Source organism: Methylobacterium sp. D53M (assembly GCF_053345625.1).
The window spans coordinates 155394-175340 of sequence record NZ_JBKFAL010000005.1 but is presented as its reverse complement, the minus strand read 5'-3'; the positions used below and the strand labels follow the sequence as shown (position 1 = coordinate 175340).

The 19947-nt window shown below is 71.9% G+C and carries 19 protein-coding genes; 9 read left to right on the top strand and 10 right to left on the bottom strand.

Features of this window, described 5'->3' with window-relative positions; translation table 11 throughout:
• Positions 1 to 84: 84 nt before the first annotated feature.
• The 3 genes from ACLBYG_RS11555 to ACLBYG_RS11545 all read left to right on the top strand — a co-directional run bounded on the left by ACLBYG_RS11555 (position 85) and on the right by ACLBYG_RS11545 (position 3332).
• Positions 85 to 1008: a LysR substrate-binding domain-containing protein gene (locus ACLBYG_RS11555; protein ID WP_447681548.1), complete on the top strand. Its 924-nt coding sequence runs from the start codon at positions 85 to 87 to the stop codon at positions 1006 to 1008.
• Between the two features lie 129 nt (positions 1009 to 1137).
• Positions 1138 to 2382 (top strand): MFS transporter, encoded by a 1245-nt coding sequence (locus ACLBYG_RS11550; RefSeq protein WP_447681547.1) that lies wholly within the window; start codon positions 1138 to 1140, stop codon positions 2380 to 2382.
• Positions 2379 to 3332, top strand: coding sequence for an alpha/beta hydrolase family protein (locus ACLBYG_RS11545; protein ID WP_447681546.1), 954 nt, complete (start codon positions 2379 to 2381; stop codon positions 3330 to 3332). The genes ACLBYG_RS11550 and ACLBYG_RS11545 overlap by 4 nt, the downstream gene beginning before the upstream one ends.
• A gap of 44 nt (positions 3333 to 3376) precedes the next feature.
• Here ACLBYG_RS11545 and ACLBYG_RS11540 read toward each other — a convergent pair whose 3' ends face one another.
• Positions 3377 to 3802 (bottom strand): MucR family transcriptional regulator, encoded by a 426-nt coding sequence (locus ACLBYG_RS11540; RefSeq protein ID WP_447681545.1) that lies wholly within the window; start codon positions 3800 to 3802, stop codon positions 3377 to 3379.
• A 472-nt stretch (positions 3803 to 4274) separates the two neighbouring features.
• On the opposite strand from ACLBYG_RS11540, the gene ACLBYG_RS11535 reads away from it, so the two are divergent.
• Complete coding sequence (locus ACLBYG_RS11535) at positions 4275 to 4976, top strand: GntR family transcriptional regulator (protein WP_447681544.1); 702 nt, start codon at positions 4275 to 4277, stop codon at positions 4974 to 4976.
• Between the two features lie 10 nt (positions 4977 to 4986).
• Here the strand turns inward: ACLBYG_RS11535 and ACLBYG_RS11530 are convergent, their stop codons facing one another.
• Positions 4987 to 5403, bottom strand: coding sequence for a nuclear transport factor 2 family protein (locus ACLBYG_RS11530; RefSeq protein WP_029361362.1), 417 nt, complete (start codon positions 5401 to 5403; stop codon positions 4987 to 4989).
• A 196-nt stretch (positions 5404 to 5599) separates the two neighbouring features.
• Here ACLBYG_RS11530 and ACLBYG_RS11525 point away from each other — a divergent pair, with 196 nt between their 5' ends.
• From ACLBYG_RS11525 to ACLBYG_RS11510, 4 genes are read left to right on the top strand one after another with little or no spacing between them, the layout of a single operon-like run.
• Positions 5600 to 6781, top strand: coding sequence for an ABC transporter substrate-binding protein (locus ACLBYG_RS11525; RefSeq protein WP_447681543.1), 1182 nt, complete (start codon positions 5600 to 5602; stop codon positions 6779 to 6781).
• Positions 6782 to 6789: 8 nt separating this feature from the next.
• Positions 6790 to 7659, top strand: coding sequence for a branched-chain amino acid ABC transporter permease (locus ACLBYG_RS11520; protein WP_447681542.1), 870 nt, complete (start codon positions 6790 to 6792; stop codon positions 7657 to 7659).
• A 4-nt stretch (positions 7660 to 7663) separates the two neighbouring features.
• The gene (locus tag ACLBYG_RS11515) at positions 7664 to 10132 is read left to right on the top strand and encodes a branched-chain amino acid ABC transporter ATP-binding protein/permease (protein ID WP_447681541.1); all 2469 of its coding nucleotides are present in this window, start codon (positions 7664 to 7666) and stop codon (positions 10130 to 10132) included.
• A gap of 11 nt (positions 10133 to 10143) precedes the next feature.
• Positions 10144 to 11034, top strand: a complete 891-nt coding sequence (locus ACLBYG_RS11510; RefSeq protein ID WP_447681540.1) for a polysaccharide deacetylase family protein — start codon at positions 10144 to 10146, stop codon at positions 11032 to 11034.
• A 22-nt stretch (positions 11035 to 11056) separates the two neighbouring features.
• Here ACLBYG_RS11510 and ACLBYG_RS11505 read toward each other — a convergent pair whose 3' ends face one another.
• The 5 genes from ACLBYG_RS11505 to solA all read right to left on the bottom strand — a co-directional run bounded on the left by ACLBYG_RS11505 (position 11057) and on the right by solA (position 15562).
• Positions 11057 to 11836, bottom strand: coding sequence for an amino acid ABC transporter ATP-binding protein (locus ACLBYG_RS11505; protein WP_042674771.1), 780 nt, complete (start codon positions 11834 to 11836; stop codon positions 11057 to 11059).
• Between the two features lie 4 nt (positions 11837 to 11840).
• A complete protein-coding gene (locus tag ACLBYG_RS11500) occupies positions 11841 to 12692 on the bottom strand; it encodes an amino acid ABC transporter permease (RefSeq protein WP_427509567.1) in 852 nt (283 codons plus the stop codon).
• Positions 12689 to 13438 carry an amino acid ABC transporter permease gene (locus ACLBYG_RS11495; RefSeq protein WP_447681539.1) on the bottom strand — a complete coding sequence of 250 codons (750 nt, stop codon included), beginning with the start codon at positions 13436 to 13438 and terminating at the stop codon, positions 12689 to 12691. Before ACLBYG_RS11495 ends, ACLBYG_RS11500 begins: the two co-directional genes overlap by 4 nt.
• A 37-nt stretch (positions 13439 to 13475) precedes the next feature.
• Positions 13476 to 14318 carry a transporter substrate-binding domain-containing protein gene (locus tag ACLBYG_RS11490; protein WP_447681538.1) on the bottom strand — a complete coding sequence of 281 codons (843 nt, stop codon included), beginning with the start codon at positions 14316 to 14318 and terminating at the stop codon, positions 13476 to 13478.
• 71 nt (positions 14319 to 14389) lie between these two features.
• Complete coding sequence (gene solA, locus ACLBYG_RS11485) at positions 14390 to 15562, bottom strand: N-methyl-L-tryptophan oxidase (protein WP_447681537.1); 1173 nt, start codon at positions 15560 to 15562, stop codon at positions 14390 to 14392.
• Positions 15563 to 15756: 194 nt separating this feature from the next.
• Here solA and ACLBYG_RS11480 point away from each other — a divergent pair, with 194 nt between their 5' ends.
• On the top strand, positions 15757 to 16713 hold the full coding sequence (locus ACLBYG_RS11480; protein ID WP_447681536.1) for a GlxA family transcriptional regulator: 957 nt from the start codon (positions 15757 to 15759) through the stop codon (positions 16711 to 16713).
• A 24-nt stretch (positions 16714 to 16737) separates the two neighbouring features.
• Here ACLBYG_RS11480 and eutC read toward each other — a convergent pair whose 3' ends face one another.
• From eutC to ACLBYG_RS11465, 3 genes are all read right to left on the bottom strand, one after another.
• Positions 16738 to 17517 (bottom strand): ethanolamine ammonia-lyase subunit EutC, encoded by a 780-nt coding sequence (gene eutC, locus ACLBYG_RS11475; RefSeq protein WP_447681535.1) that lies wholly within the window; start codon positions 17515 to 17517, stop codon positions 16738 to 16740.
• Positions 17514 to 18917 carry an ethanolamine ammonia-lyase subunit EutB gene (locus tag ACLBYG_RS11470; protein WP_447681534.1) on the bottom strand — a complete coding sequence of 468 codons (1404 nt, stop codon included), beginning with the start codon at positions 18915 to 18917 and terminating at the stop codon, positions 17514 to 17516. The genes eutC and ACLBYG_RS11470 overlap by 4 nt, the downstream gene beginning before the upstream one ends.
• Before the next feature lie 97 nt (positions 18918 to 19014).
• Positions 19015 to 19719 (bottom strand): L,D-transpeptidase, encoded by a 705-nt coding sequence (locus ACLBYG_RS11465; RefSeq protein WP_091927126.1) that lies wholly within the window; start codon positions 19717 to 19719, stop codon positions 19015 to 19017.
• Positions 19720 to 19947 lie beyond the last annotated feature (228 nt).

Here is a 19947-nt window from a genome sequence, read left to right as displayed (position 1 = left end):
GCACGCGACACCATCCGGGCTAGCTTCCCCGTCGGACGACGACGTCGCTGCCCCGGCGACCGGCAGGCTCACCCCGACGATCCCATGCGGCCCCGCACGCCTCCCCTCTCCACGCTCAGGCTCTTCGAAGCGGCCGGCCGCCATCTCAGCTTCGCCCGCGCGGCGTCCGAACTGAACCTGACGCCGAGCGCCGTGAGCCACGGGATCGTCGGCCTCGAGAAGGCGCTGGGCGTCAAGCTGTTCGTCCGGGAGCCGGGCCGGCTGGCGCTGACGCGCGAGGGGGCCGAGTACCTGACCTACGTGTCCGAGGCGCTGTCCCTTATCCTGATCGGCACGCGCCGCCTGCCCACGCCGCGGTCCGGCAGGACCCTGGCCATCAGCTGCGCACCGACCCTGGCGACGCGGTGGCTGCTGCCCCGGCTCCCGGCCTTTCGCAGCCGCCACCCGCAGATCGCGATCCGGATCGACACCTCCCACCGGCAGGTCGGCTTCCCGATCGACGGCTTCGACTTCGCCCTCCGTCTCGGCCGGGTTCCGACTCCGCGCCACCGCAGCGTCCGCCTGTTCGAGGATTGGCTGCTCCCCGTCTGCAGCCCGGCCCAGCGCGGGGCCGTCACCGGTCCGGACGGCGCCCTCGATTTCCGGCGCGCGACGACGATCCACGTCACCTCCGCGACCGAGGACTGGCAGGCCTGGAGCGACGCGTCGGGGGCGGTGGAGCGGGCCTCGGCCGACACCCTGCACGTCGACAGGTTCGCGATGGCGCTCCAGGCCGCGGCCGCGGGCCTCGGCGTCGCCCTCGGCCGGGGGGCGCTCATGGACCGGGAGCTGCGCGAGGGTACGCTCGTCGGGGTCGGCCCCGCCGTCCCGGCGGCGACCTCCCACTGGCTCGTGAGCGCCGAGGGCGACGACCGGCAGGAGCCCGACCTGTTCCGGACCTGGCTGCTGGCAGAGGCGCGCCGGTTCGCGGCCGAGCAGAAGCGGCGCTTCCCGACCGGCGCCGCCTGAGAGCCCGACGGGACCGGGACGGCGCGCCCCGCCCGCGAGCGGCGTTCACTGCCCGTGGAAATCTTCTCGTTTGTCGCGCCGGCCGCTGGCTACGACCGTCTCCGAAGGCGACAGCCAACGGAGGCCGCGATGGCAACGATCGGGCGCGCGCGCGCAGGGCGATGGGGCGGGTTGCCGGTGGTGCCGGTGGCGGTCGCGGCCGGCCTGGTTCTGAGCGGCGCGATGGGCATCCGGCAGACCTTCGGGCTGTTCCTCGGGCCCTTCTCCCTCGAGACCGGCATCCCGGTGGCGACGACCGCCCTCGCCATCGCCCTGCACAACCTCGTCTGGGGCTTCGCGCAGCCCTTCGCGGGCGCGGCGGCGGACCGCTACGGGGCCGCGCTGGTCGTCGCCCTCGGCGCACTGGTCTACGCGGGCGGCCTCGTCCTCACGGCGCTCGCGCCGACAGCGCCGACGCTGCTGCTCGGCCTGGGGTTGCTGGTCGGGATCGGGATCAGCTGCACCAGCTTCGGCGTCGTCCTGACCGCGGTCGGTCGCGTCTCCGCACCGGAGCGTCGCAGCGCGGCTCTGGGCCTCGCGAGCGCCGGCGGCTCGCTCGGCCAGGTGCTGCTCGTCCCGTTCGCGCAGTCCGTGACCGCGGTCGCGGGCGTGAGCGCGGGGCTCCTCGCGCTCGCGGCGATCATCGTCGCGCTCGCGCCGCTCGGTGTCGCGCTCGACCGCGCGCCCCGCGCCGGCGTGCCCGACGGCTCTTCGGCGGCCGGCAGCCTGTCCGAGGCGCTCCTGCGGGTGTGGCGGAACCCGGGCTACCGGCTGCTGACGCTCGGCTTCTTCACCTGCGGCTTCCAGCTCGCCTTCATCGCGACCCACCTTCCGGGGTACCTCGCCCTCTGCCACATGCCGGCGGGCCTGGGCGCGACCGCGCTGGCGCTGATCGGCCTGTTCAACATGGCCGGGAGCTGGGGGTGCGGCTGGCTCGGAGGCCGATACCGGCCGCAGCACGTCCTGGTCTGGCTCTACCTCATCCGCGCCGCCGCGATCGGCACCTTCCTCGTCGCGCCGAAATCCGAGGCTGTCGTCCTCGCATTCGCGGCCGTGATGGGCCTGACCTGGCTGGGCACGGTCCCGCTGACGAGCGGTTTGGTGGCGCGGGTCTTCGGGATCCGTCACCTCGGGACGCTGTTCGGGATCGTCTTCCTCAGCCACCAGATCGGCTCGTTCCTCGGGGCGTGGCTGGGGGGCGTGGTTCTGGAGGTCTCCGGATCCTACGATGGGGTCTGGCTCGCCACGGCCCTCGCGGGCCTGGTCGCCGCGCTCCTCCACGTCCCGATCGACGATCGTCCGGTCCCGGCGGCCACCGCCGAGGGGGTCCGATGACGCCCGTCCGCCACGCGCCCGCCGCGACCGCCGGTGTCGACGCGCGACCCGTGACGATCGCCTGCCGCGACGGCTACCGGCTCCGCGGTCATCTCTGGCGGCCCGAGGCGAGCCGACCGCCGGGCCGGGGCACGATCGTCGTCAATCCCGCGACCGGCGTCCGCGCGCGCTACTACCACGCCTACGCGCGGTTCCTGGCCGAGCGGGGCTTCGTCGTGCTCACCTACGATTACCGTGGGATCGGCGACTCGCGGCCCGCGCGCCTGAGGGGATCCGGCATCCGCTGGCGGGACTGGGGCGAGCTCGATTTCGACGCCGCCGTCCGGTGGATTCGGCAGCGCGAGGCGGGGCCGCTCACGGTCGTCGGTCACAGCATCGGCGGCTTCCTCCCCGGCTTCGCCGAGGCCGCGGGCGCGGTGGACCGCATCCTCACCGTCGGCGCGCAATTCGCCTATCGCCGCGATTATCGCGCCCGCGAGAGGCTCAGCATGATCGCGAAGTGGCACCTGCTGATGCCGTGCGTGACCGCCGTCGTCGGCTACTTTCCCGGCCGTCGGCTCGGATGGCTCGAGGATCTGCCGGCCGGCGTGGCCTACGAGTGGGCATTCCGCGGGCGGCGCATGGAGGCGAGCTACCCGGCCGCCGAGCGCCCGGCCCTCCTCGCCCGCTTCGCCGCCGTCCGCGCCCCGATCCTGGCGGTCGGTACGCCGGACGACCCGTTCGGCACGCCGGCGGCGATCCGCCGGGGCCTCGGCTACTACGTGTCGAGCCCGCGCATCCAGGTCCAGCTGACCCCGTCCGCGATCGGCGCGGAGGCGCCCGGCCATTTCGGCCTGTTCCACGCGCGCAGGAGCGGCGGATTCTGGGCCGACACGCTGCGCTGGCTGAGCGACGGGCAGAATCCCTGGCCGGACTCCGTGATCGATCCGGGTCGCCCGATCCCCGCCTGACCGCGCGTATCGCGGCGAACCGCTTCGGACGCGATTGAGAGGGCCTAGCCCGCCCTGTGTCGCAGCTGCAGCGATCGCGCGATCTCCGAGCGCTTGGCGGCGTAACCCGGAGCCACCATCGGATAGTCGCGCGGCAGTCCGTACTTGGCGCGATACTCTTCCGGTGTAAGCCCGTAAGCCGTCAGGTGACGCTTGAGCGTCTTGTAGGACCTGCCGTCGATGAAGCTGATCAGGCCTTCGGCCTGGATGGACGCGCGGATCTCCCGCGCGGTGGCGGCCTCGGGCGTCGCGACCGCGCGCGCCGGTCCCGCGCTGATCTGGCTAAGCATTTCGTACGTACTGGCTAAAATCTCACAGAGTTGGACAGGGGACACCGGATTCCGGATCACGTAGGCGCAGACGATCTTGATGGAATTTCTCAAGGACGAGTCAGAAATTTCTCCCGCACCGGCACCAACCTCAGGTAGCATACCTGCCATTCTCCCTCTAAACGCACCTCATGAGAGTTGTATATCAATTTTCGCATGTCAATCCTTCATCTTGATTGAGCTTCAAGAAAGAACATCGTGACCACTATTCTACTTATAGAAACAGTGGCTACAAAAGTTCTCAACCAGAAAGTGGCTCCATCCCCCCTGCTGATCTGGGTACCGAACAGGTTGCTGGACTGGATCTGCGACACGTCCGTGGCGGCGACTTTGTCGGAAGCGGTCGCGCCGGTCCCGCACCGGACGCCCACGGACGCGGATGGAAGCGCGATCGGCGGAATTCGCGCACGGCGGACGGTCGCCGACGTCGCTGGCGCAACCGTTGCACCTCGGGTCCCAGGTCTGCGAAGAGCCAGCCGGCACGGGACCGGATGCGAGGCGCCGGATCGCGTCGAGAGAGGACCATGACGGATCAATCCGCACGGACACGGGCGACAGAGTCCGGACGCCGTCCATGAAGGCGGGAGACGAGGGCGATCGCGTCGGGGCGATCTGCCAGGCCCTGAGGCGGGCCATCGTGGAACGGGCGCTCGCCCCCGGCGACCGGCTGCCGGAGGACGCCCTCGGCGAACGGTTCGGGGTGAGCCGCACCATCGCCCGGCAGGCGCTGCTGCGGCTGGCCGGGGAAGGCTTGGTCGATCTGCGCCGCAACCGTATCGCCGTCGTGGCGACGCCGAGCTGGGAGGAGGCGCGCGACACCTTCGACGTACGCCTCGGCCTGGAGCGGCTGGTGGTGCGCCGCCTCGCCGGACAGCTGAGACCGGAGCAGCGCCAGGGCCTGCTGGACCAGATCGCCCGCGAGGAGGCCGCCCGGGGCGGGCCAGAGGCGCTGTCGATCCGGCTCGCCACCGAATTCCACCTGATGCTCGCCGAGATGACCGGCAGCGCCGTGCTGACCCGCTACGTCGCGGAACTCGGCTATCGCTGCGCCCTGATCCTGTCCCTCTACAGCCGGCCGCATTCCTCGGACTGCGCGGTGAGCGAGCACCGTGACATCGTCGCCGCCCTGGTCGCGGGCGACGCCGAGCGCGCCGCCGCGCTCATGGACCACCACCTCGACGCGGTCGCCGACCGGGCGCGGATCGTGCCCCCGGCCCCGCGCGAGCGCGATCTGGCACGCCTGCTGGCGCCCTACGTCGCGGGCGGCGGGGCCTGAGCCCGCCGCGTCAGGCCGTGAGGCCGTGCTTGGTCAGCAGGCGCTCGGCGCTGTCGTTCCAGACCTCCATGCCGACGATCAGCCCGTCGCGCACGGTGAAGCGGTCGACGTAGCGGTTGCCCTCGAACGGGGTGCCGTCCGGCCACGCGCCGTACAGGGTGCCGAGGCTGTAGACCGTGGTGACGCCGTCGCCCGGCACCACGTCCAGCCGCTCCATCCGCTTCTTCACCCAGGCGTAGCGGCCGGCATTGAAGGCCGTGACCTCGGACGGATGATGGAAAACCCGCGCACCGGTGAACACGATCCGCGTGCCCGGGGCCATGTAGCGTGCGGCCGTCTCGGGATCGGGCACCATCGAGGCCTCGAGATAGGCGGTCACGTTGGCGGCGTCGCGCGCGGTCGCCGCGCTGTGGGTCACGTCAGTCATGCAGGCCTCCTGTCGGCCCAACGTGCCGCAAAAGGCCGGCCCGTGCATGCAGTAAGTGTATGCACTTTGACGCCAGATTGAGCACAGCTTGCCTCCGAGGATACAGGCACCGGTCTGTACAGCGGCCGAAGCGGCCAATTCCTGATGGCATGGAGGTTGCGCAAAGCAGGCTGCGCCTCACCCTCGGAGACACGCCATGGCCTCCTTCCTGCCCCCGACCCTGCGCCGCTTCGCGGTGACGACGAGCGCGCTGCTCGGCCTCGCCGTCTCGACCGCGCAAGGTGCCGACACCGTCAAGATCGGGCTCGTGACCGCCCTGAGCGGCCAGTCCGCGAAATCCGGCGAGGCGATCTCCCGCGGGATCGGTCTCGCCATCGACGAGATCAACGCCAAGGGCGGCGTCCTCGGGCGTCCCCTCGAGCTCGTGGCCCGCGACGACGAGGCCAACCCGTCCAAGGGCGTGCTGGCGACCCGCGAGCTGATCCAGCGGGTCGGCGTCGTCGCGGTGATCGGCGGCCTCGACACGCCGGTCTCGATGGCGATCGTGCCGATCGCCAACCAGATGAAGGTGCCGTTCATCGGCCCCTGGGCGGCCGGCACCGGCATCACCCGCAACGGCGCCGCCGACAACTACGCCTTCCGCGTCTCCGCGGTCGACGCCCTCGTCGACGAGGCGCTCGTCGCCTACGCGGTGAAGACCTACGGGGCGAAGAAGCCCGGCATGATCCTCGTCAACAACGCCTGGGGCGAGTCGAACCAGAAGGGCCTCAAGGACGCCCTGCAGGCGGCCAACCTCCCGGCGGCGGGCATCGAGAAGTACGAGGCCAACGACGTCGACATGGTGCCCCAGCTGTCCCGGCTGAAGGAGGCCGGGGCCGACGCGCTGTTCCTCGTCGGCAATGTCGGCCCCTCGGCCCAGGTGGTGAAGTCGCTGGACCGGATGGGCTGGTCGGTGCCGGTCGTCTCGCACTGGGGCCCGGCGGGCGGCCGCTTCGACGAGCTCGCCGGCCCGAGCGCCGGCAAGGTCCATTTCATCCAGACCTTCACCTTCGCGGGCAACGCGTCGCCGAAGGCGAGCGCGGTGCTCGACGCGCTCAAGGCCAAGTACCCGGCGATCAAGTCGATGGCCGACGTCACCCCCGCCGTCGGCATCGCCAACGCCTACGACGCGATGCACCTGCTGGCGCTCGCCATCCAGGCCGCCGGCTCCACCGAGGGCCCGAAGGTCCGCGACGGCTTCTACAAGATCGGCACCTATCCGGGCCTGATCAAAACCTACGCCACGCCCTTCGCCCCCGGCCAGCACGACGCGCTCGGCCCGAACGACTACGTGTTCACCCGCTTCAAGGACGGTGAGATCGTCGCGGTGACCAACTGAGCCCGGCGATGCTGACCTCCATCCTCGTCAGCGGCCTCGGCCTCGGCAGCATGTACGGGCTCGTGGCCCTGGGCTTCCACGTGACCTACGCGGTGTCGGGGACCGTGAACTTCGCGCAGGGCAGCGTCGTCACCCTGGGCGCGGTCCTGGCCTACGCGCTCGGCGTCACCCTGGGCTGGCCGATGCCCGCGGCGATCGTCCTGGCGCTCGCCGGCTGCGCCCTGTTCGGCCTCGTGGTCGAGCGGGCGCTGGTCCGCCCGTTCGTGGCGCGCGGCTCGGACGCGTGGCTCCTGGCGACGGTGGCGGGCGGCATCGTCCTCGACAACACCGTGCTGTTCACCTTCGGCAAGGAGCCGCGCAGCCTGCCCTCGCCGCTGGCGACGAAGCCGGTGGAGATTCTCGGGACCGGCATCTACCCGCTGCAGCTCGTGATCCCGGTGGTCGGGATCGCCCTCGCCTTCAAGATCCGCACGGTGTTCCGGAAGACCGATCTCGGCCGTGTCCTGCTCGCCGTGGCGCAGAACGCCGACGCCGCCCGGCTGATGGGGATCGACGTGCGCCGCACCGTGGCCTGCGCCTTCGCGCTCTCGGCGGTGCTCGCCGGCATCGCGGGCCTGCTGATCGCGCCGCTGTTCTCGGTCTCGGCCGAGCTCGGCACGCTGTTCGGCATCAAGGCCTTCGCGGTCGCGATCCTCGGCGGCATCGGTTCCGCCACCGGGGTGATCCTGGCGGGGCTGCTCTACGGCCTCGTCGAGGCCGGCGTCACCGCGACCCTGGGCTCGACCTACACGCAGCTCGTGGTGTTCTCGGTGATCATCCTGGCCCTCACCCTGCGCCCCGACGGCCTGCTCGGCCGCGCCGCGGTCAACAAGGTCTGACGCGATGCCGTACCTGCGCTCAGGCCCGGCGATGCGGCTCGGCATCGCCGGCCTCACCGCCGCCGCGCTCGGCCTCGTGGCGCTGACCGCCGGCTACAGCCACTTCGTGATCGCCCTCGTGGCGCTGACCACGGTGGCCGGGGTCGGCCTCAACGTGCTCCTCGGCCTGACGGGGCTGATCTCCTTCGGCCAGGCCGGCTTCTACGCGATCGGCGCCTACGCGAGCGCGATCCTGACGCTCCACGGCGTCAGCTTCTGGCTGGCGCTCCCGGCGACGGCCCTCGTCGCGGCGCTCGTCGGCGGCCTCGTGGCGGTGCCGGCGATGCGGGTGAAGGGCCCCTACCTCGCCATGCTGACGATCGCCTTCGGCTTCATCGTCGAGCACGGCCTGATCGAGGGTGGCGAGCTGACCGGCGGCCAGAACGGCCTCGTCGTGACCGACGCGCCGAGCCTCCTCGGCGAGCCGCTCTCGCCGGCCGGCCTCGCGGTGCTGGCGGTGCTCGCCGCCGGGGCGAGCCTCGCCGGGTTCGACGTCCTCGCCCGCAGCCGCCTCGGTCGGGCTATGCGCGCCGTGCGCGACGCCGACGTCGCGGCCGCGGCTCTGGGCTTCGATCCGGTCCGGGTGAAGACCCTGGCCTTCGCGATCTCCGCCGCCCTGACCGGCCTCGCGGGGGCAATTCTTCCGCCGCTGATGCTGTTCATCGCGCCGAGCTCGTTCCCGTTCTCGCAGTCGATCCTGTTCGTCCTCTCGGTGATCGTCGGCGGCGCCGGCACGGTGCTCGGCCCGCTCCTCGGGGCCCTCGTCACCGTGCTGCTGCCGGAGGCGCTGTCCGGCCTCGCCGAGTACCGCCTGCTGTTCTTCGGCGTCGCGACCCTGGCGGTGCTGTGGCTGGTCCCCTCGGGGCTGGTCGGCAGCCTCGCCCGGCTGCTGCCCCGAGGCCGCGACGAGGCGGCCGCCCCGGAGAGCGGGGAGGTACCGCTGCCTGGCACGGCGGCGCGCGAGGCCCTCGTCCTCGACGGCGTCGGCATCCGCTTCGGCGGCATCACGGCGGCGGACGGCGTCGACCTCACGGCCCGGCCGGCGGCGGTCACCAGCGTGATCGGCCCGAACGGGGCCGGCAAGACCACCGTGCTCAACATGGTTTCGGGCTTCTACCGCCCGAGCGCCGGGGCGATCCGGCTGGGCGGGCGCGACCTCGCCGGGCGGCCGGCCCACGTCGTCGCCCGCGCCGGCATCGCGCGCACCTACCAGACCACGCGCCTGTTCGGCTCGCTGCCGGTGGCCGACAACGTCGCCCTCGGTCTCGCGCCGGGCCGGCTCTGGCGCCGCGCGCGGGCGCGGGACCGCGCGACGGCCGCCGCGCTCCTCGCCTTCGTCGGCTACCGGGGTGCCCTCGACCGCCCGGCCGCCGAGCTGCCCCACGTCGACCGGCGGCTCGTGGAGATCGCCCGGGCGCTCGCCGGCAGCCCCGCGGTGCTACTCCTCGACGAGCCCGCCGCCGGCCTGTCGCGGGCCGACACCGACCGGCTGGCCCGGCTGATCCGCCGGATCGCCGACAGCGGCGTCGCGGTGGTGCTGGTCGAGCATGACATGCCGCTGGTGATGGGCATCTCCGACCACATCCTCGTCATGGATGCCGGCCGCCCGATCGCGCGCGGCACGCCCGCCGAGATCCGGCGCGACCCGGCGGTGCTGCGCGCCTATCTGGGCGGCGCCGACACCCCGGCCCGGCCGCGGAGCGCGCCGTGGCAGGGACCGGCGGACGCCGTCCTCTCGGTCCTCGACCTGACCGCCGGCTACGGCGCCGCGCCCGTCCTCGACGGCGTCCATCTCGACGTGCGTCCCGGCGAGACCGTCGCCCTGCTGGGCGCGAACGGCGCCGGCAAGTCCACGGCCATGCGGGCGCTGGCGGGGCTTCTGCGCCCGGTCGCGGGATCGGTCGTGTTCGACGACCGGCGCGTCGACGCGCTGCCCGCGCACCGGATCGCCCGCGGCGGGCTCGTGCTGGTGCCGGAGGGCCGGCAGGTCTTCCCGGAGCTCACCGTCGTCGAGAATATCCGCCTCGGCGCCTTCGGGCGCGGGTCGCCGATCGACCCGGCCGAGGTCGAGCGCCTGCTCGACCGGTTCCCGCGGCTGCGCGACCGGGCGGCGAGCCGGGCGGGCTTGCTCTCCGGAGGCGAGCAGCAGATGCTGGCGATCGCCCGCGGGTTGATGGCGCACCCGCGCATCCTGCTCCTCGACGAGCCCTCGCTCGGCCTCGCCCCGGCGATGATCAACGCCCTCTACGCCACCGTGGCCGAGCTGCGCGACGAGGGCGTTACCATCCTGATCGTGGACCAGATGGCGGCGCTCGCCCTCACGGTGGCCGACCGCGGCTACGTGCTGGAGCAGGGCCGGGTCGTCGCGCGCGGAACCGCCGCGGAGCTGTCGGCGGACAAGGGGCTGGAAGCGGCCTATCTCGGTGCGGCGTAACGGGGGCTCTGATGGACACGAATGCCGGACACGGCCGCTACGGCTACAGCGCCCTCCCCGACCGCCCGGTCTACGACTGGCCGGAGGGCAAGCGGCTGGCCGTCTATGTCGGGCTGAACCTCGAGACCTTCGCGTTCGGCGAGGGCCTGGGCGCCGAGCTGGCGCCGGGCGGCCCGCAGCCGGACGTGCTCAACTTCGCGTGGCGCGACTGGGGCAACCGGGTCGGCGCGTGGCGGATCGCCGAGATGCTGGACGCTCTGGCGATGCCGGCGAGCGTGCTCGTCAACAGCAACCTCTACCGGGACTGCCCCGGGCTGATCGAGGCGTTCCGGGCGCGGGGCGACGAGATCGTCGGCCACGGGCGAACCAACGCCGAGCGGCAGGGTACCCTCGACGAGGACGCGGAGCGGGCCCTGATCGCCGAGACGACCCGCGAGATCGCCGCGCGGGAGGGCCGCCCCCCCGCCGGGTGGCTCGGGCCGTGGATCTCGCAGTCGCGGGTGACGCCCGATCTCCTCGCCGAGGCCGGGTACCGCTACCTGCTCGACTGGGACCACGACGATCAGCCGACCTGGTTCAAGACCCGCGGCGGCGGCCGCATCCTGACGGTGCCCTACCCGCAGGAACTCAACGACATCCCCGCGATCGTCGCCCGCAAGGAGACGGGCCGCCAGTTCGCCGAAGCCATCGTCGACGCCTTCGAAGAAATGCTGGAGCAGTCTCGGGGCGCGCCGCTGGTGATGGGCATCGCGCTCCATCCCTACATCGTCGGGCGCCCGCACCGGCTGCGGCCCCTGCGGCAGGCGCTCCGGCACATCGCAGACCGCCGCGACGCCATCTGGCTCACCACCGCCGGGGCGATCGCCGACCACATCGCGGCGCGGGAGGCCGGGCCGCGCTGACGCGGCCCTGACCCCGGCGGGCTCAGAGCACCTGCGACAGGAACCGGCGCGTGCGCTCGTCCTGGGCGGAGGCGAAGAAGGTCGCGGGCGGCCCGTGCTCGACGATCACGCCGCGGTCGGTGAAGTAGATGTGGTCGGCGACGTCGCGGGCGAAGTTCATCTCGTGCGTGACGAGCATGCAGGTCATGCCCTCCTCGGCGAGTTCCCGGATCGTCACCAGCACCTCCTTGACCGTCTCCGGGTCGAGGGCGGCGGTGACCTCGTCGAACAGCATCACGTCCGGCCGCATCGCCAGCGAGCGGGCGATGGCCACGCGCTGCTGCTGGCCGCCGGACAGCTCGCCCGGATAGGCGTTCTCCTTGCCGGCGAGCCGGACCTTGGCGAGGAGCGCCCGCGCCCGGGCCTCGACCTCGCGCTTCTCCTGCCCGAGGACGTGGATGGGGGCCATCATCACGTTCTGAAGCGCGGTCTTATGCGGGAACAGGTTGTACTGCTGGAACACCATGCCGACCTTGCGGCGCAGCGCCAGCTTGTCGAGCCGCGGATCGGTCACCTCGATCCCCTCGACCTGGATCGAGCCCGCGCTCACCGGCACCAAGGCGTTGACGCAGCGGATCAGCGTCGACTTGCCCGAGCCCGAGGGGCCGATGATGCAGACGACCTCGCCCTTGCGGACGTCGAAGCTGATCCCCTTCAGCACCTCGAACGTCCCGAAGGATTTGTGCACGTCGACGACGCGGACGATCGGCTGATCGGGGGTCCAGCTCGGGGACGGGGTGGCGGCCAGGGTCGCGCGCGTCATGGTCTCAACGGGTCTCGAAGCGGCGTTCCAGGGCGGCGGTGAACCGGTCGATCGGGTAGCAGTAGAGGAAGAAGCAGAGCAGCGCGAAGCCGTAGAGCGGCGCGAACAGCTCCGGGCGGCCGCCCTCGGCGGCGTGCACCTGCGCGGTCAGCGTCAGCATCTCGGTGACGCCGACGATGGAGGCCTGCACGGTCGCCATCGCGATGAGCGAGTAGACGTTCATCCAGGGCGGCAGCATGCGCTTCGCGCACTGGGGCAGGATGATGCGCCACATCGTCTGCCGCCGGGTGAAGGCCAGGGATTCCGCGGCCTCCCACTGGGTGTTGGGCACCGAGCGCACCGCGCCGCGGACGATCTCGGCGACGTTGGCCATGACCGGCAGGCTGAACCCGAAGGTCGCCTTCACCCAGTCGGGCAGCGGCACGCGGACGCCGAACACCGTGACCTGGAACGGCACGAGGAACATCACGAAGAACAGCAGCACCAGCCAGGGCACGTTGCGGAAGACCTGCGTGGCGCACCACGCGAGGCGGGGCAGGATCCGCCCCTCGGCCAGCATGGCCAGCCCGAGCCCGATGCCCGCCACCGTGCCGATCGCCATCGCCATCAGCGAGATCGCCACGTTGAAGGCGAAGCCCGTGAGCAGGAGGGGCGCCCACTTGATCACGACCTCCAGCGGCGACAGCGCGGCGGCCCCGCCCTGCGCCCAGGCCGGGACGGCGACGAGGGCGAGCGCGGTGAGCAGCCAGAGATGGGCCGGACGCAGGCGCGCCGCCGCGCCGTCCTTCGGGAGCGCGAAGGGCAGCAGCACCGGCAGGTCGCCCGGTCGCCCGCCCCGCGGATCGGCAGCTTTCATCGGCCGTATCCCGGAATCCGCAGGGCGCGTTCCCAGCGGTGCATGATCCAGACGAGCACGCCGACGAGGACCGCGTAGGTCGCGAGCAGCACCAGCATCATCTCCAGCACGTTCTGCGATTCGGACCAGATCTGCTTGACCGCGTACAGCGTCTCCGGGACCGCGATGGCGTAGGCCAGCGTGGTGGTCTTCAGGAGGTTGATCAGGTTGTTGTTGAGCGCCGGCAGGCAGACGCGCAGGGCCAGCGGCAGGACGACGTACCGGTAGGCCTTGAAGCGGGTGTAGCCCAGGGCCTCCGCGGCCTCGACCGTGGTCCGCGGCACCGCCTCGATGCCGGAGCGGAAGATCTCCACGTTGAACGCGCCCGCGAACAGCGACAGCGAGATGATCGCCCACTGGACATTGTTGAGGATCGGCGCGCGCAGGCCGTCGGCCGAGCGGATGTCCGGGAGCAGCGTCCCGAGGCCGAAATAGAAGAAGAAGATCTGCACGAGCGGCGGCGTGTTGCGGAAGACCACCACGAAGCCGTTGACCAGCGCCCGCAGGACGCGCGACGGCCCGCTCTGCAGGAGCGCGCCGACGGCGCCGATGACGAGGCTCGCCAGGATCGTGCTGATCCCGAGGAGCAGCGTCATCCGCAGGCCGGCCACGTATCGGTCCCAGTCGTAGGAATCGTAGAAGACCGTGAAGTTGAAGCCCGTGGTCTCGTAGAGCTGCTGGAACCACGCCTGGATCGTGGCGATCATCGCGGGCTAACGCTCGGTGTTGTCGCGCAGAACCGCATCAGTTGGTCGCGTTCTTGTACTTCTCGTGCATCGCCTTCGAGTAAGCGGTCGGCTCGATGCCCCACTTCTTCTCCTCGTTGACGATGAAGCCGGTCTTCATCCAGTCCTTGGTGGCGTCCTCGACCGCGGCCTGGAGCGTGGTGTTGCCCTGCGCCACCGCCATCATCCACGGGGCGTCGAGGATGCCCTTGAGCGGCAGCGCGTAGTTGGCCTTCCAGTCGTCGTCGAGCAGCTTACCCTGCAGCATGCTCTGGTCGTAGACGTAGCCGATGCAGTTGCCCTGCTTGAGCGCGAAGAGCGGCTTCTCGGACCCGTCGAAGGCGACGATCTCCGCCCCGTATGTCCGCGCGACGTCCTTGTTGTACCAGGCGCCCGAGGTGGCGCAGAGCGGCTTGCCCTTGAGCTGCGCCCAGTCGGTGATGCCGGACGACTTGGGCAGCAGGACGTTCACGAAGTCGGAATAGTAGTTCGGGTCGATCGCCTGCACCACGCGGCGACGCTCCGGCTTGTCCGACAGGGTGGCGATCAGCAGATCGACCTTGCCCTGCTGCAGGAACTCGATCCGGTTGGCCGAGACGACCGGCACGAGCTCGAGCTTCACGCCGAGCCGCTTGGCGAGGTCGGCGGCGAGGTCGGGCTCTAGGCCGATGATGGTCCCGCTCGGGTCGCGGAAGCCGAACGGCTTGTAATCCGCCTTCACGCCGACGATCAGCGTCCCGCGCTTCTTGATCGCGTCGACGCCGTCGGCGGCCGTGGCCCGGCCGGGCAGCGCGACGGCCGAGAGCGCCGCGAGCGCGGCCAGCGCACCGGTGGTCAGAAGGGTGCGGGTCGTGAGGCGCATCGGATCTTTCCTGCTCGGGTCGACGGATCTTGGCATGGTTTCAAGCAATCCACGAGCCATTGGCCGGCGCATCAACTGAAACGTGCCAGAGCGAAGGGCTTGAGATCGACGGTGCTACCGGTCCCGGCCAGCTCCGCGGCGACGGCCTCGCCGATACCGGCCGAGTGCTTGAAGCCGTGCCCCGAGCAGGCGGAAACGACCAGGACCCGCTCCATCGCGGGATGCCGGTCGATGATGAAGCCGCGGTCGGGGGTCACCGTGTAGACGCAGGCGGCGGCCTGGACGACATCCGGGGTCGCGCCGGCCAGCCGGTTCGCGACGCGCAGCCGGTACATGTCGTCGGATTCCGACGGATCGACGCGGCGCTCCACCCCGTCGGCGGTGGTGGTGGTGCTGTACTGCTCCGTCGCGACCTTGATGGACCCGTCGAGCGGCGGGAAGCCGTAGAGGTATTCCGTGTCGCTCGTCCCGTACATCCAGATGAAGACCGGTGAATGCGGCCCGTAGGCGGTCTCGTCCGCGAGCGCGTACCAGTGCAGCAGTTGGCGACGGACGGTCAGGAGCCGGTCGAACGGGCTCCCGAGCAGGGGGGCCGTCCAGGCGCCCGCGGCCACGACGGCGCGGTCGGCCAGGATGGTCTCCTCCGCCGTCTCGATGCGGACGCCGCTCCCGTCCTGCTGCAGCCCGACCACCGTGCAGTTGGTGCGGATCTCGGCGCCCGCGGCACCCGCGCGGCCGAGCTGCGCCGCGAGGCAGCGCTCCGGGAACACGTAGCCGCCGCCCGGTTCGTAATAGGCCTTCTCGTCGCCCGCGAGGTTCAGGAATTGCGGGAAGCGGCGGGCCACCTCCGCGCCGGTGAGCACCTCGTGGACGATGCCGGCGCCCTCCGCGGCGCTGATGGACCGGCCCACGAAGTCCGGTTTGCCGTGGTGCGAGGAGACGCCGTGGCCCGGGGCCATGACGAGCGCCCCGCAGGCGTTCAGCAGGGTCTGCCCCGTCTCGGCCTCCAGCTCGCGCCAGATGCGGTGCGAGGCGGTGACGAAGGGGACGTAGTCGGCGCCCTCACCGACCGCCTGACGGGTGATCCGCGTCTCGCCGTGGCTCGACCCGAGCGCGTGGGGCGGCGCGAAGCGGTCGAGCCCGATGACCGCGGCGCCCCGCTTCGCCAGCTGGTAGAGCGCGGCGCTGCCCATCGCGCCGAGACCCAGCACGGCGACGTCGTAGCGGCGGCTCACGGCCGACACTCCCGCTCGCTTCCGGGACGGGCCGCCGCGGCGGCGCGGAACGGAGGAAGATCGGCAGGTCGAGGCATCCGGAAGCGATCTCGCGCGGGACGGGGTAACGGCACACAGCATGATCAATGCCGAGGCGGAGGTTTGACTGAAACGGACGGTTTCCTGCACGTTTGAGCCATCGAGGAGCGGAGGGGGCGTGCGAGATGGAGGCGGAGACCGGGGACCGCCCGCAGGAGATCGGGTTCATCCTCGTGCCCGGCTTCGCGCTGCTGTCCTTCGCTTCGGGGTGCGAGCCGTTCCGGGCGGCCAACGAACTTGCCGGGCGGCCGCTCTACCGCCTGCGCTACTTCGGCGAGTCGGAGGGCTCAGTGGCCGCCTCGTCGGGCGCCGAGGTCCCCACCGAGGCGCTGCCGCGCCAGCGCGGCCACCTCCACACCCTCTTCGTCTGCGCGGGCGGCGAGCCGACCGGGTGGGACAGGCCCGAGATCCACGCGACCCTGCGGCGGATGGCCCGACTCGGCGTCCGCATCGGCGGCATCTCGGGCGGTCCCTACCTGATGGCCGAAGCGGGCCTGCTGGCCGATCGCGCGTTCACGCTCCACTGGGAATATGCCGGTGCCACGGTTGAGACCTTCCCGGAGGCGCGCCTGAGCCGGGCGCGCTACGTCGCCGACGGCGATCGCCTGACCTGCGGCGGCGGCGTCGCGCCCCTGGAGATGGCCCACGCCCTGATCGCCGAACGCATGGGCGAGGCCTTCGCCCGGCGCGTCTCCGACTGGTTCCTCCACACCGCCATCGGCGCCGCCGACGACCCGCAGCGGGCCTCCGCGGTCGAGCGCTACGGAATCCATCATCCGGCTCTGCTGGCGGTGCTGGAGACGATGGAGAAGACCGTGGAGGCGCCGCTCGGCCGCCTCGCCATGGCGCGCCTCGCGGCGATAAGCCCGCGCCACCTCGACCGGCTGTTCCTCGACAAGCTCGGGCTCAGCTTCTCGGCCCAGTACAGGGCGATTCGCCTCGCCCACGGACGCCGCCTTCTGCGCCGGAGCCCGCTCAGGATCGGGGAGATCGCGACGGCCTGCGGCTTCACGAGCGCGGCCCATTTCGCCCGCTGCTACCGGTCCCAGTTCGGCTGCAGCCCGTCCGCGGAGCGCGCGTGACGTCCGCCCGGGTCGTCCGAGCGGTCAGTCCCGCGCGTCCGGCAGCGCCTTCGGGTCTGCGGGATCGTCCCGGCGCAGCGCGACGCCGCTGGTGCCCTGGGCCAGCATCGCCCGCAGCAGCGCCTCCATCTGCCCGGCGGCCGCCTCGACCGCCAGGCCGCCCTCCCGGATGTTCGAGATGCAGTTCCGCCGGGAATCGGGCAGCCCCGGCGCCGGGCCGAACGTGACGTAGCAGCCCAGGCTGTCGGAGGCCGACAGACCCGGCCGCTCCCCGATCAGAACCACGACGCAGCGCGCCGCGAGTCGCGCCCCGATCGGATCGCCGATCGCTACACGTCCCTGGCTCGCGACGACCACCGGCGCGAGGCGCCAGCCGGCCCGACGCACCCGCGCTGCCAGCGCCGCCGCCGCCGGGACCGCGTTCAGCGCGACCGCCGTCGCCGACAGCCCGTCCGCGATCACGATCGCCACGTCGAAGCCCGGCCCGTGCCCGTCGAGCACCGACCCGGATTCCGGATCGAGGGTGCGGCCCCGGTCCGGCCGGCGCAGGTACTCCGCCCGGTCGGCCACGGCGGAGCGGACCTCCACCGCGTCGAGGCCCTGCGCCCGCAGCCCTTCGCGGATCGCGGCCGCGTCGAGGGGCGTCCACACCGCCTCGCGGGCGCGGGCATGGTCGAGCCCGAAGGCGAGCGCCGCGCCGGTCGGCAGGCCAGCGCCGTGCGCGCCGAGCGCGATGCGCGCCTGGGTCAGCCCGCGCAGGTCGCGCAGCGTCGGGTGGCCCGGACGGGCCGGCTCGCCGCTCATGCCGCCCGCCCGGGCAGGAGCCGGGACGCCTCCGCCAGGGCCGGGGGCAGCGCGCCCGTCGCGCTGGCCAGCCGGCCCTGCCCGTCCGTGATGCCCACGGCCCGCAGCCACGCCTCGAATTCAGGGGCCGGACGGCGACGCAGGGTCTCGCGGGCGTAGACAGCGTCGTGGTGCGACAATGACTGGTAGTTCAGCATCACGTCGTCCGCCCCCGGCACCGTGATGACGAAGTTGACCCCGGCCGCGCACAGCAGGGTCAGGAGCGCATCCATGTCCTCGCCGTCGGCATCGGCGTGATTGGTGTAGCAGACGTCCACGCCCATCGGCAGGCCGAGCAGCTTCCCGCAGAAGTGGTCCTCCAGCCCGGCGCGGATGATCTGCTTGCCGTCGTAGAGGTACTCGGGACCGATGAAGCCCACGACCGTGTTGACCAGCAGCGGGTCGAACTCCCGCGCCACCGCGTAGGCGCGCGCCTCCATGGTCTGCTGGTCGACGCCCCAGTGGGCGTCGGCCGAGAGCGCCGAGCCCTGGCCGGTCTCGAAGTACATGAGCTGCCCGCCCTCCGGGCAGCGGCCGAGCGCGCGGGCAGCGTCCGAGGCCTCGCGCAGGACGGCGAGGTCGACGCCGAAGCCGGCATTGGCCTTCTGCGAGCCGGCCACCGACTGGAACACGAGGTCGACGGGCGCGCCCCGGGCCATGGCCTCGATCGCAACGGTGACGTGGCCGAGGCAGCAGTGCTGGGTCGGCACGTCGAGGCGCAGCCGCAGGGTCTCGAGCAGCTCGACGATGCGGATGTAGTCCGGCAGGGAATCGGTGGCCGGGTTGACGCCGATGACCGCGTCGCCCGAGCCCATCAGCAGTCCGTCGAGCGCCGAGAGCAGGATGCCCTCGGACGAGTCGGTCGGGTGGTTGGGCTGGTTGCGGGTGGCGAGGCGCCCGGGCAGGCCGATGGTGGAGCGGAAGCGCGTCACCACCGGCCGCTTGGCGGCCACCGCGACGAGGTCCTGCAGCCGGCAGATCTTGGAGACCGCCGCGACCATCTCGGGCGTGAGGCCGGGCGCGAGGGCAGAGAGGGCGTCCGCGTCGGCGGCGGGCGCGAGCAGCCACTCGCGGAAGGCGCCGACCGTCAGGGATGAGACCGGCGCGAAGGCCGCCGGGTCGTGCCGGCGGGCGATGAGGTCGGAGACCTCGTCCTGGTCCGAGGGGATCAGCTCCTCGGCCAGGAAGGTCTTGAGCGGCAGGTCGGCGAGGGCGATCTGCGCGGCCAAGCGCTCGACCGGCCCGTCGGCGCAGAGCCCGGCGAGCTGGTCGCCCGAGCGCTCCGGCGTGGCCTTGGCGAGCAGGCTGCGCAGGTCGGGGAAGGTGAAGCGTGTGCCTTCGATCGTCGTCGCGTAGGCCATGCGGGCGCTCCCGGCGCGCTGTCGGACGTCAGGGACGCCGATCCTGCAGGATGTCGGGGCCGCCGGGAAGCGGGGACGGCGCGGGCGCGGCCGGCCCTCAGGCCGGCAGCACGACCACCTTCGTCTTCACCGGCGTGCGCGCGTAGAGGTGGATCATGTCCTGGCTGAGCAGGCCGACGCAACCGCTGGTGATGCCCGTGCCGATCGATTCGGCGTCGCTGCTGGCGTAGATCGTGTAGAGCGTGTAGGCGCCGTTCTGGTAGAGGTGCAGCGTGCGCGCGCCGAGCGGGTTGTCGAGGCCGCCGGGCATGCCGCGGGCGTATTTCGCGGCCTCGGGCTGGCGCCGGATCATCTCCTTGGGCGGGGTCCAGGTCGCCCACTCGGACTTGCGGCCGACATAGGCGTTCCCGTTCCACAGGAAGCCCTGGCGGCCGACATTGGCGCCGTAGCGGGTGGCTGTGCCATCGCCCTCGATGCGGTAGACGTAGTAGTTGGCGGGATCGACCACGATCGTGCCGGGCGCTTCCGACGAGGCGTACTGGACGGTCCGCCGGTAGTATTTCGGGTTGACCTTGCTGACGTCGACCGCCGGGATCGGGAACTTCTCGTTCGGCATCGGCCCGTAGGTCTTCGCCGCCTCGGCCATGAGCAGGGTGTCGGTCGTCCCGCACCCGCCGAGCGAGAGCGCGCCGATCCCGAGGGCCGAGCCGGCCAGGAACGATCGGCGGCTGAGAACTCCCGCCTCGCATCCGAGGCGCCCGCGCCCGTCGAGCCCGCCGGCCTCGCGATCGTCCGTCATCATCGCCCTGGACTTCCCTGTCCTGCAGCCCGGCGCGACCGCGCGGCGTGCCACCGCCGCGCGAACGGCCAAGCTTGAGAGTGCCGCGTGCCAGCGCGCGTGGCAAGCTTGTCTTTACAGAGTCGAGAGCGGCCGAAATGCGTCGCAAGTGTGGTGAGTCCTCGCGATCTCCGGACTTCGTCGCTGAACGACCGTACTGAACGCGCCGGGTGTGCTTCGGACGTCGCAGGT

Bases quoted from the DNA above. Each gene is read 5' to 3' on its own strand.
- ACLBYG_RS11555 (WP_447681548.1), top strand. From the start codon at position 85: ATGCGGCCCCGCACGCCTCCCCTCTCCACGCTCAGGCTCTTCGAAGCG.
- ACLBYG_RS11550 (WP_447681547.1), top strand. From the start codon at position 1,138: ATGGCAACGATCGGGCGCGCGCGCGCAGGGCGATGGGGCGGGTTGCCG.
- ACLBYG_RS11545 (WP_447681546.1), top strand. From the start codon at position 2,379: ATGACGCCCGTCCGCCACGCGCCCGCCGCGACCGCCGGTGTCGACGCG.
- ACLBYG_RS11540 (WP_447681545.1), bottom strand. From the start codon at position 3,802: ATGCTACCTGAGGTTGGTGCCGGTGCGGGAGAAATTTCTGACTCGTCC.
- ACLBYG_RS11535 (WP_447681544.1), top strand. From the start codon at position 4,275: ATGAAGGCGGGAGACGAGGGCGATCGCGTCGGGGCGATCTGCCAGGCC.
- ACLBYG_RS11530 (WP_029361362.1), bottom strand. From the start codon at position 5,403: ATGACTGACGTGACCCACAGCGCGGCGACCGCGCGCGACGCCGCCAAC.
- ACLBYG_RS11525 (WP_447681543.1), top strand. From the start codon at position 5,600: ATGGCCTCCTTCCTGCCCCCGACCCTGCGCCGCTTCGCGGTGACGACG.
- ACLBYG_RS11520 (WP_447681542.1), top strand. From the start codon at position 6,790: ATGCTGACCTCCATCCTCGTCAGCGGCCTCGGCCTCGGCAGCATGTAC.
- ACLBYG_RS11515 (WP_447681541.1), top strand. From the start codon at position 7,664: ATGCCGTACCTGCGCTCAGGCCCGGCGATGCGGCTCGGCATCGCCGGC.
- ACLBYG_RS11510 (WP_447681540.1), top strand. From the start codon at position 10,144: ATGGACACGAATGCCGGACACGGCCGCTACGGCTACAGCGCCCTCCCC.
- ACLBYG_RS11505 (WP_042674771.1), bottom strand. From the start codon at position 11,836: ATGACGCGCGCGACCCTGGCCGCCACCCCGTCCCCGAGCTGGACCCCC.
- ACLBYG_RS11500 (WP_427509567.1), bottom strand. From the start codon at position 12,692: ATGAAAGCTGCCGATCCGCGGGGCGGGCGACCGGGCGACCTGCCGGTG.
- ACLBYG_RS11495 (WP_447681539.1), bottom strand. From the start codon at position 13,438: ATGATCGCCACGATCCAGGCGTGGTTCCAGCAGCTCTACGAGACCACG.
- ACLBYG_RS11490 (WP_447681538.1), bottom strand. From the start codon at position 14,318: ATGCGCCTCACGACCCGCACCCTTCTGACCACCGGTGCGCTGGCCGCG.
- ACLBYG_RS11480 (WP_447681536.1), top strand. From the start codon at position 15,757: ATGGAGGCGGAGACCGGGGACCGCCCGCAGGAGATCGGGTTCATCCTC.
- eutC (WP_447681535.1), bottom strand. From the start codon at position 17,517: ATGAGCGGCGAGCCGGCCCGTCCGGGCCACCCGACGCTGCGCGACCTG.
- ACLBYG_RS11470 (WP_447681534.1), bottom strand. From the start codon at position 18,917: ATGGCCTACGCGACGACGATCGAAGGCACACGCTTCACCTTCCCCGAC.
- ACLBYG_RS11465 (WP_091927126.1), bottom strand. From the start codon at position 19,719: ATGATGACGGACGATCGCGAGGCCGGCGGGCTCGACGGGCGCGGGCGC.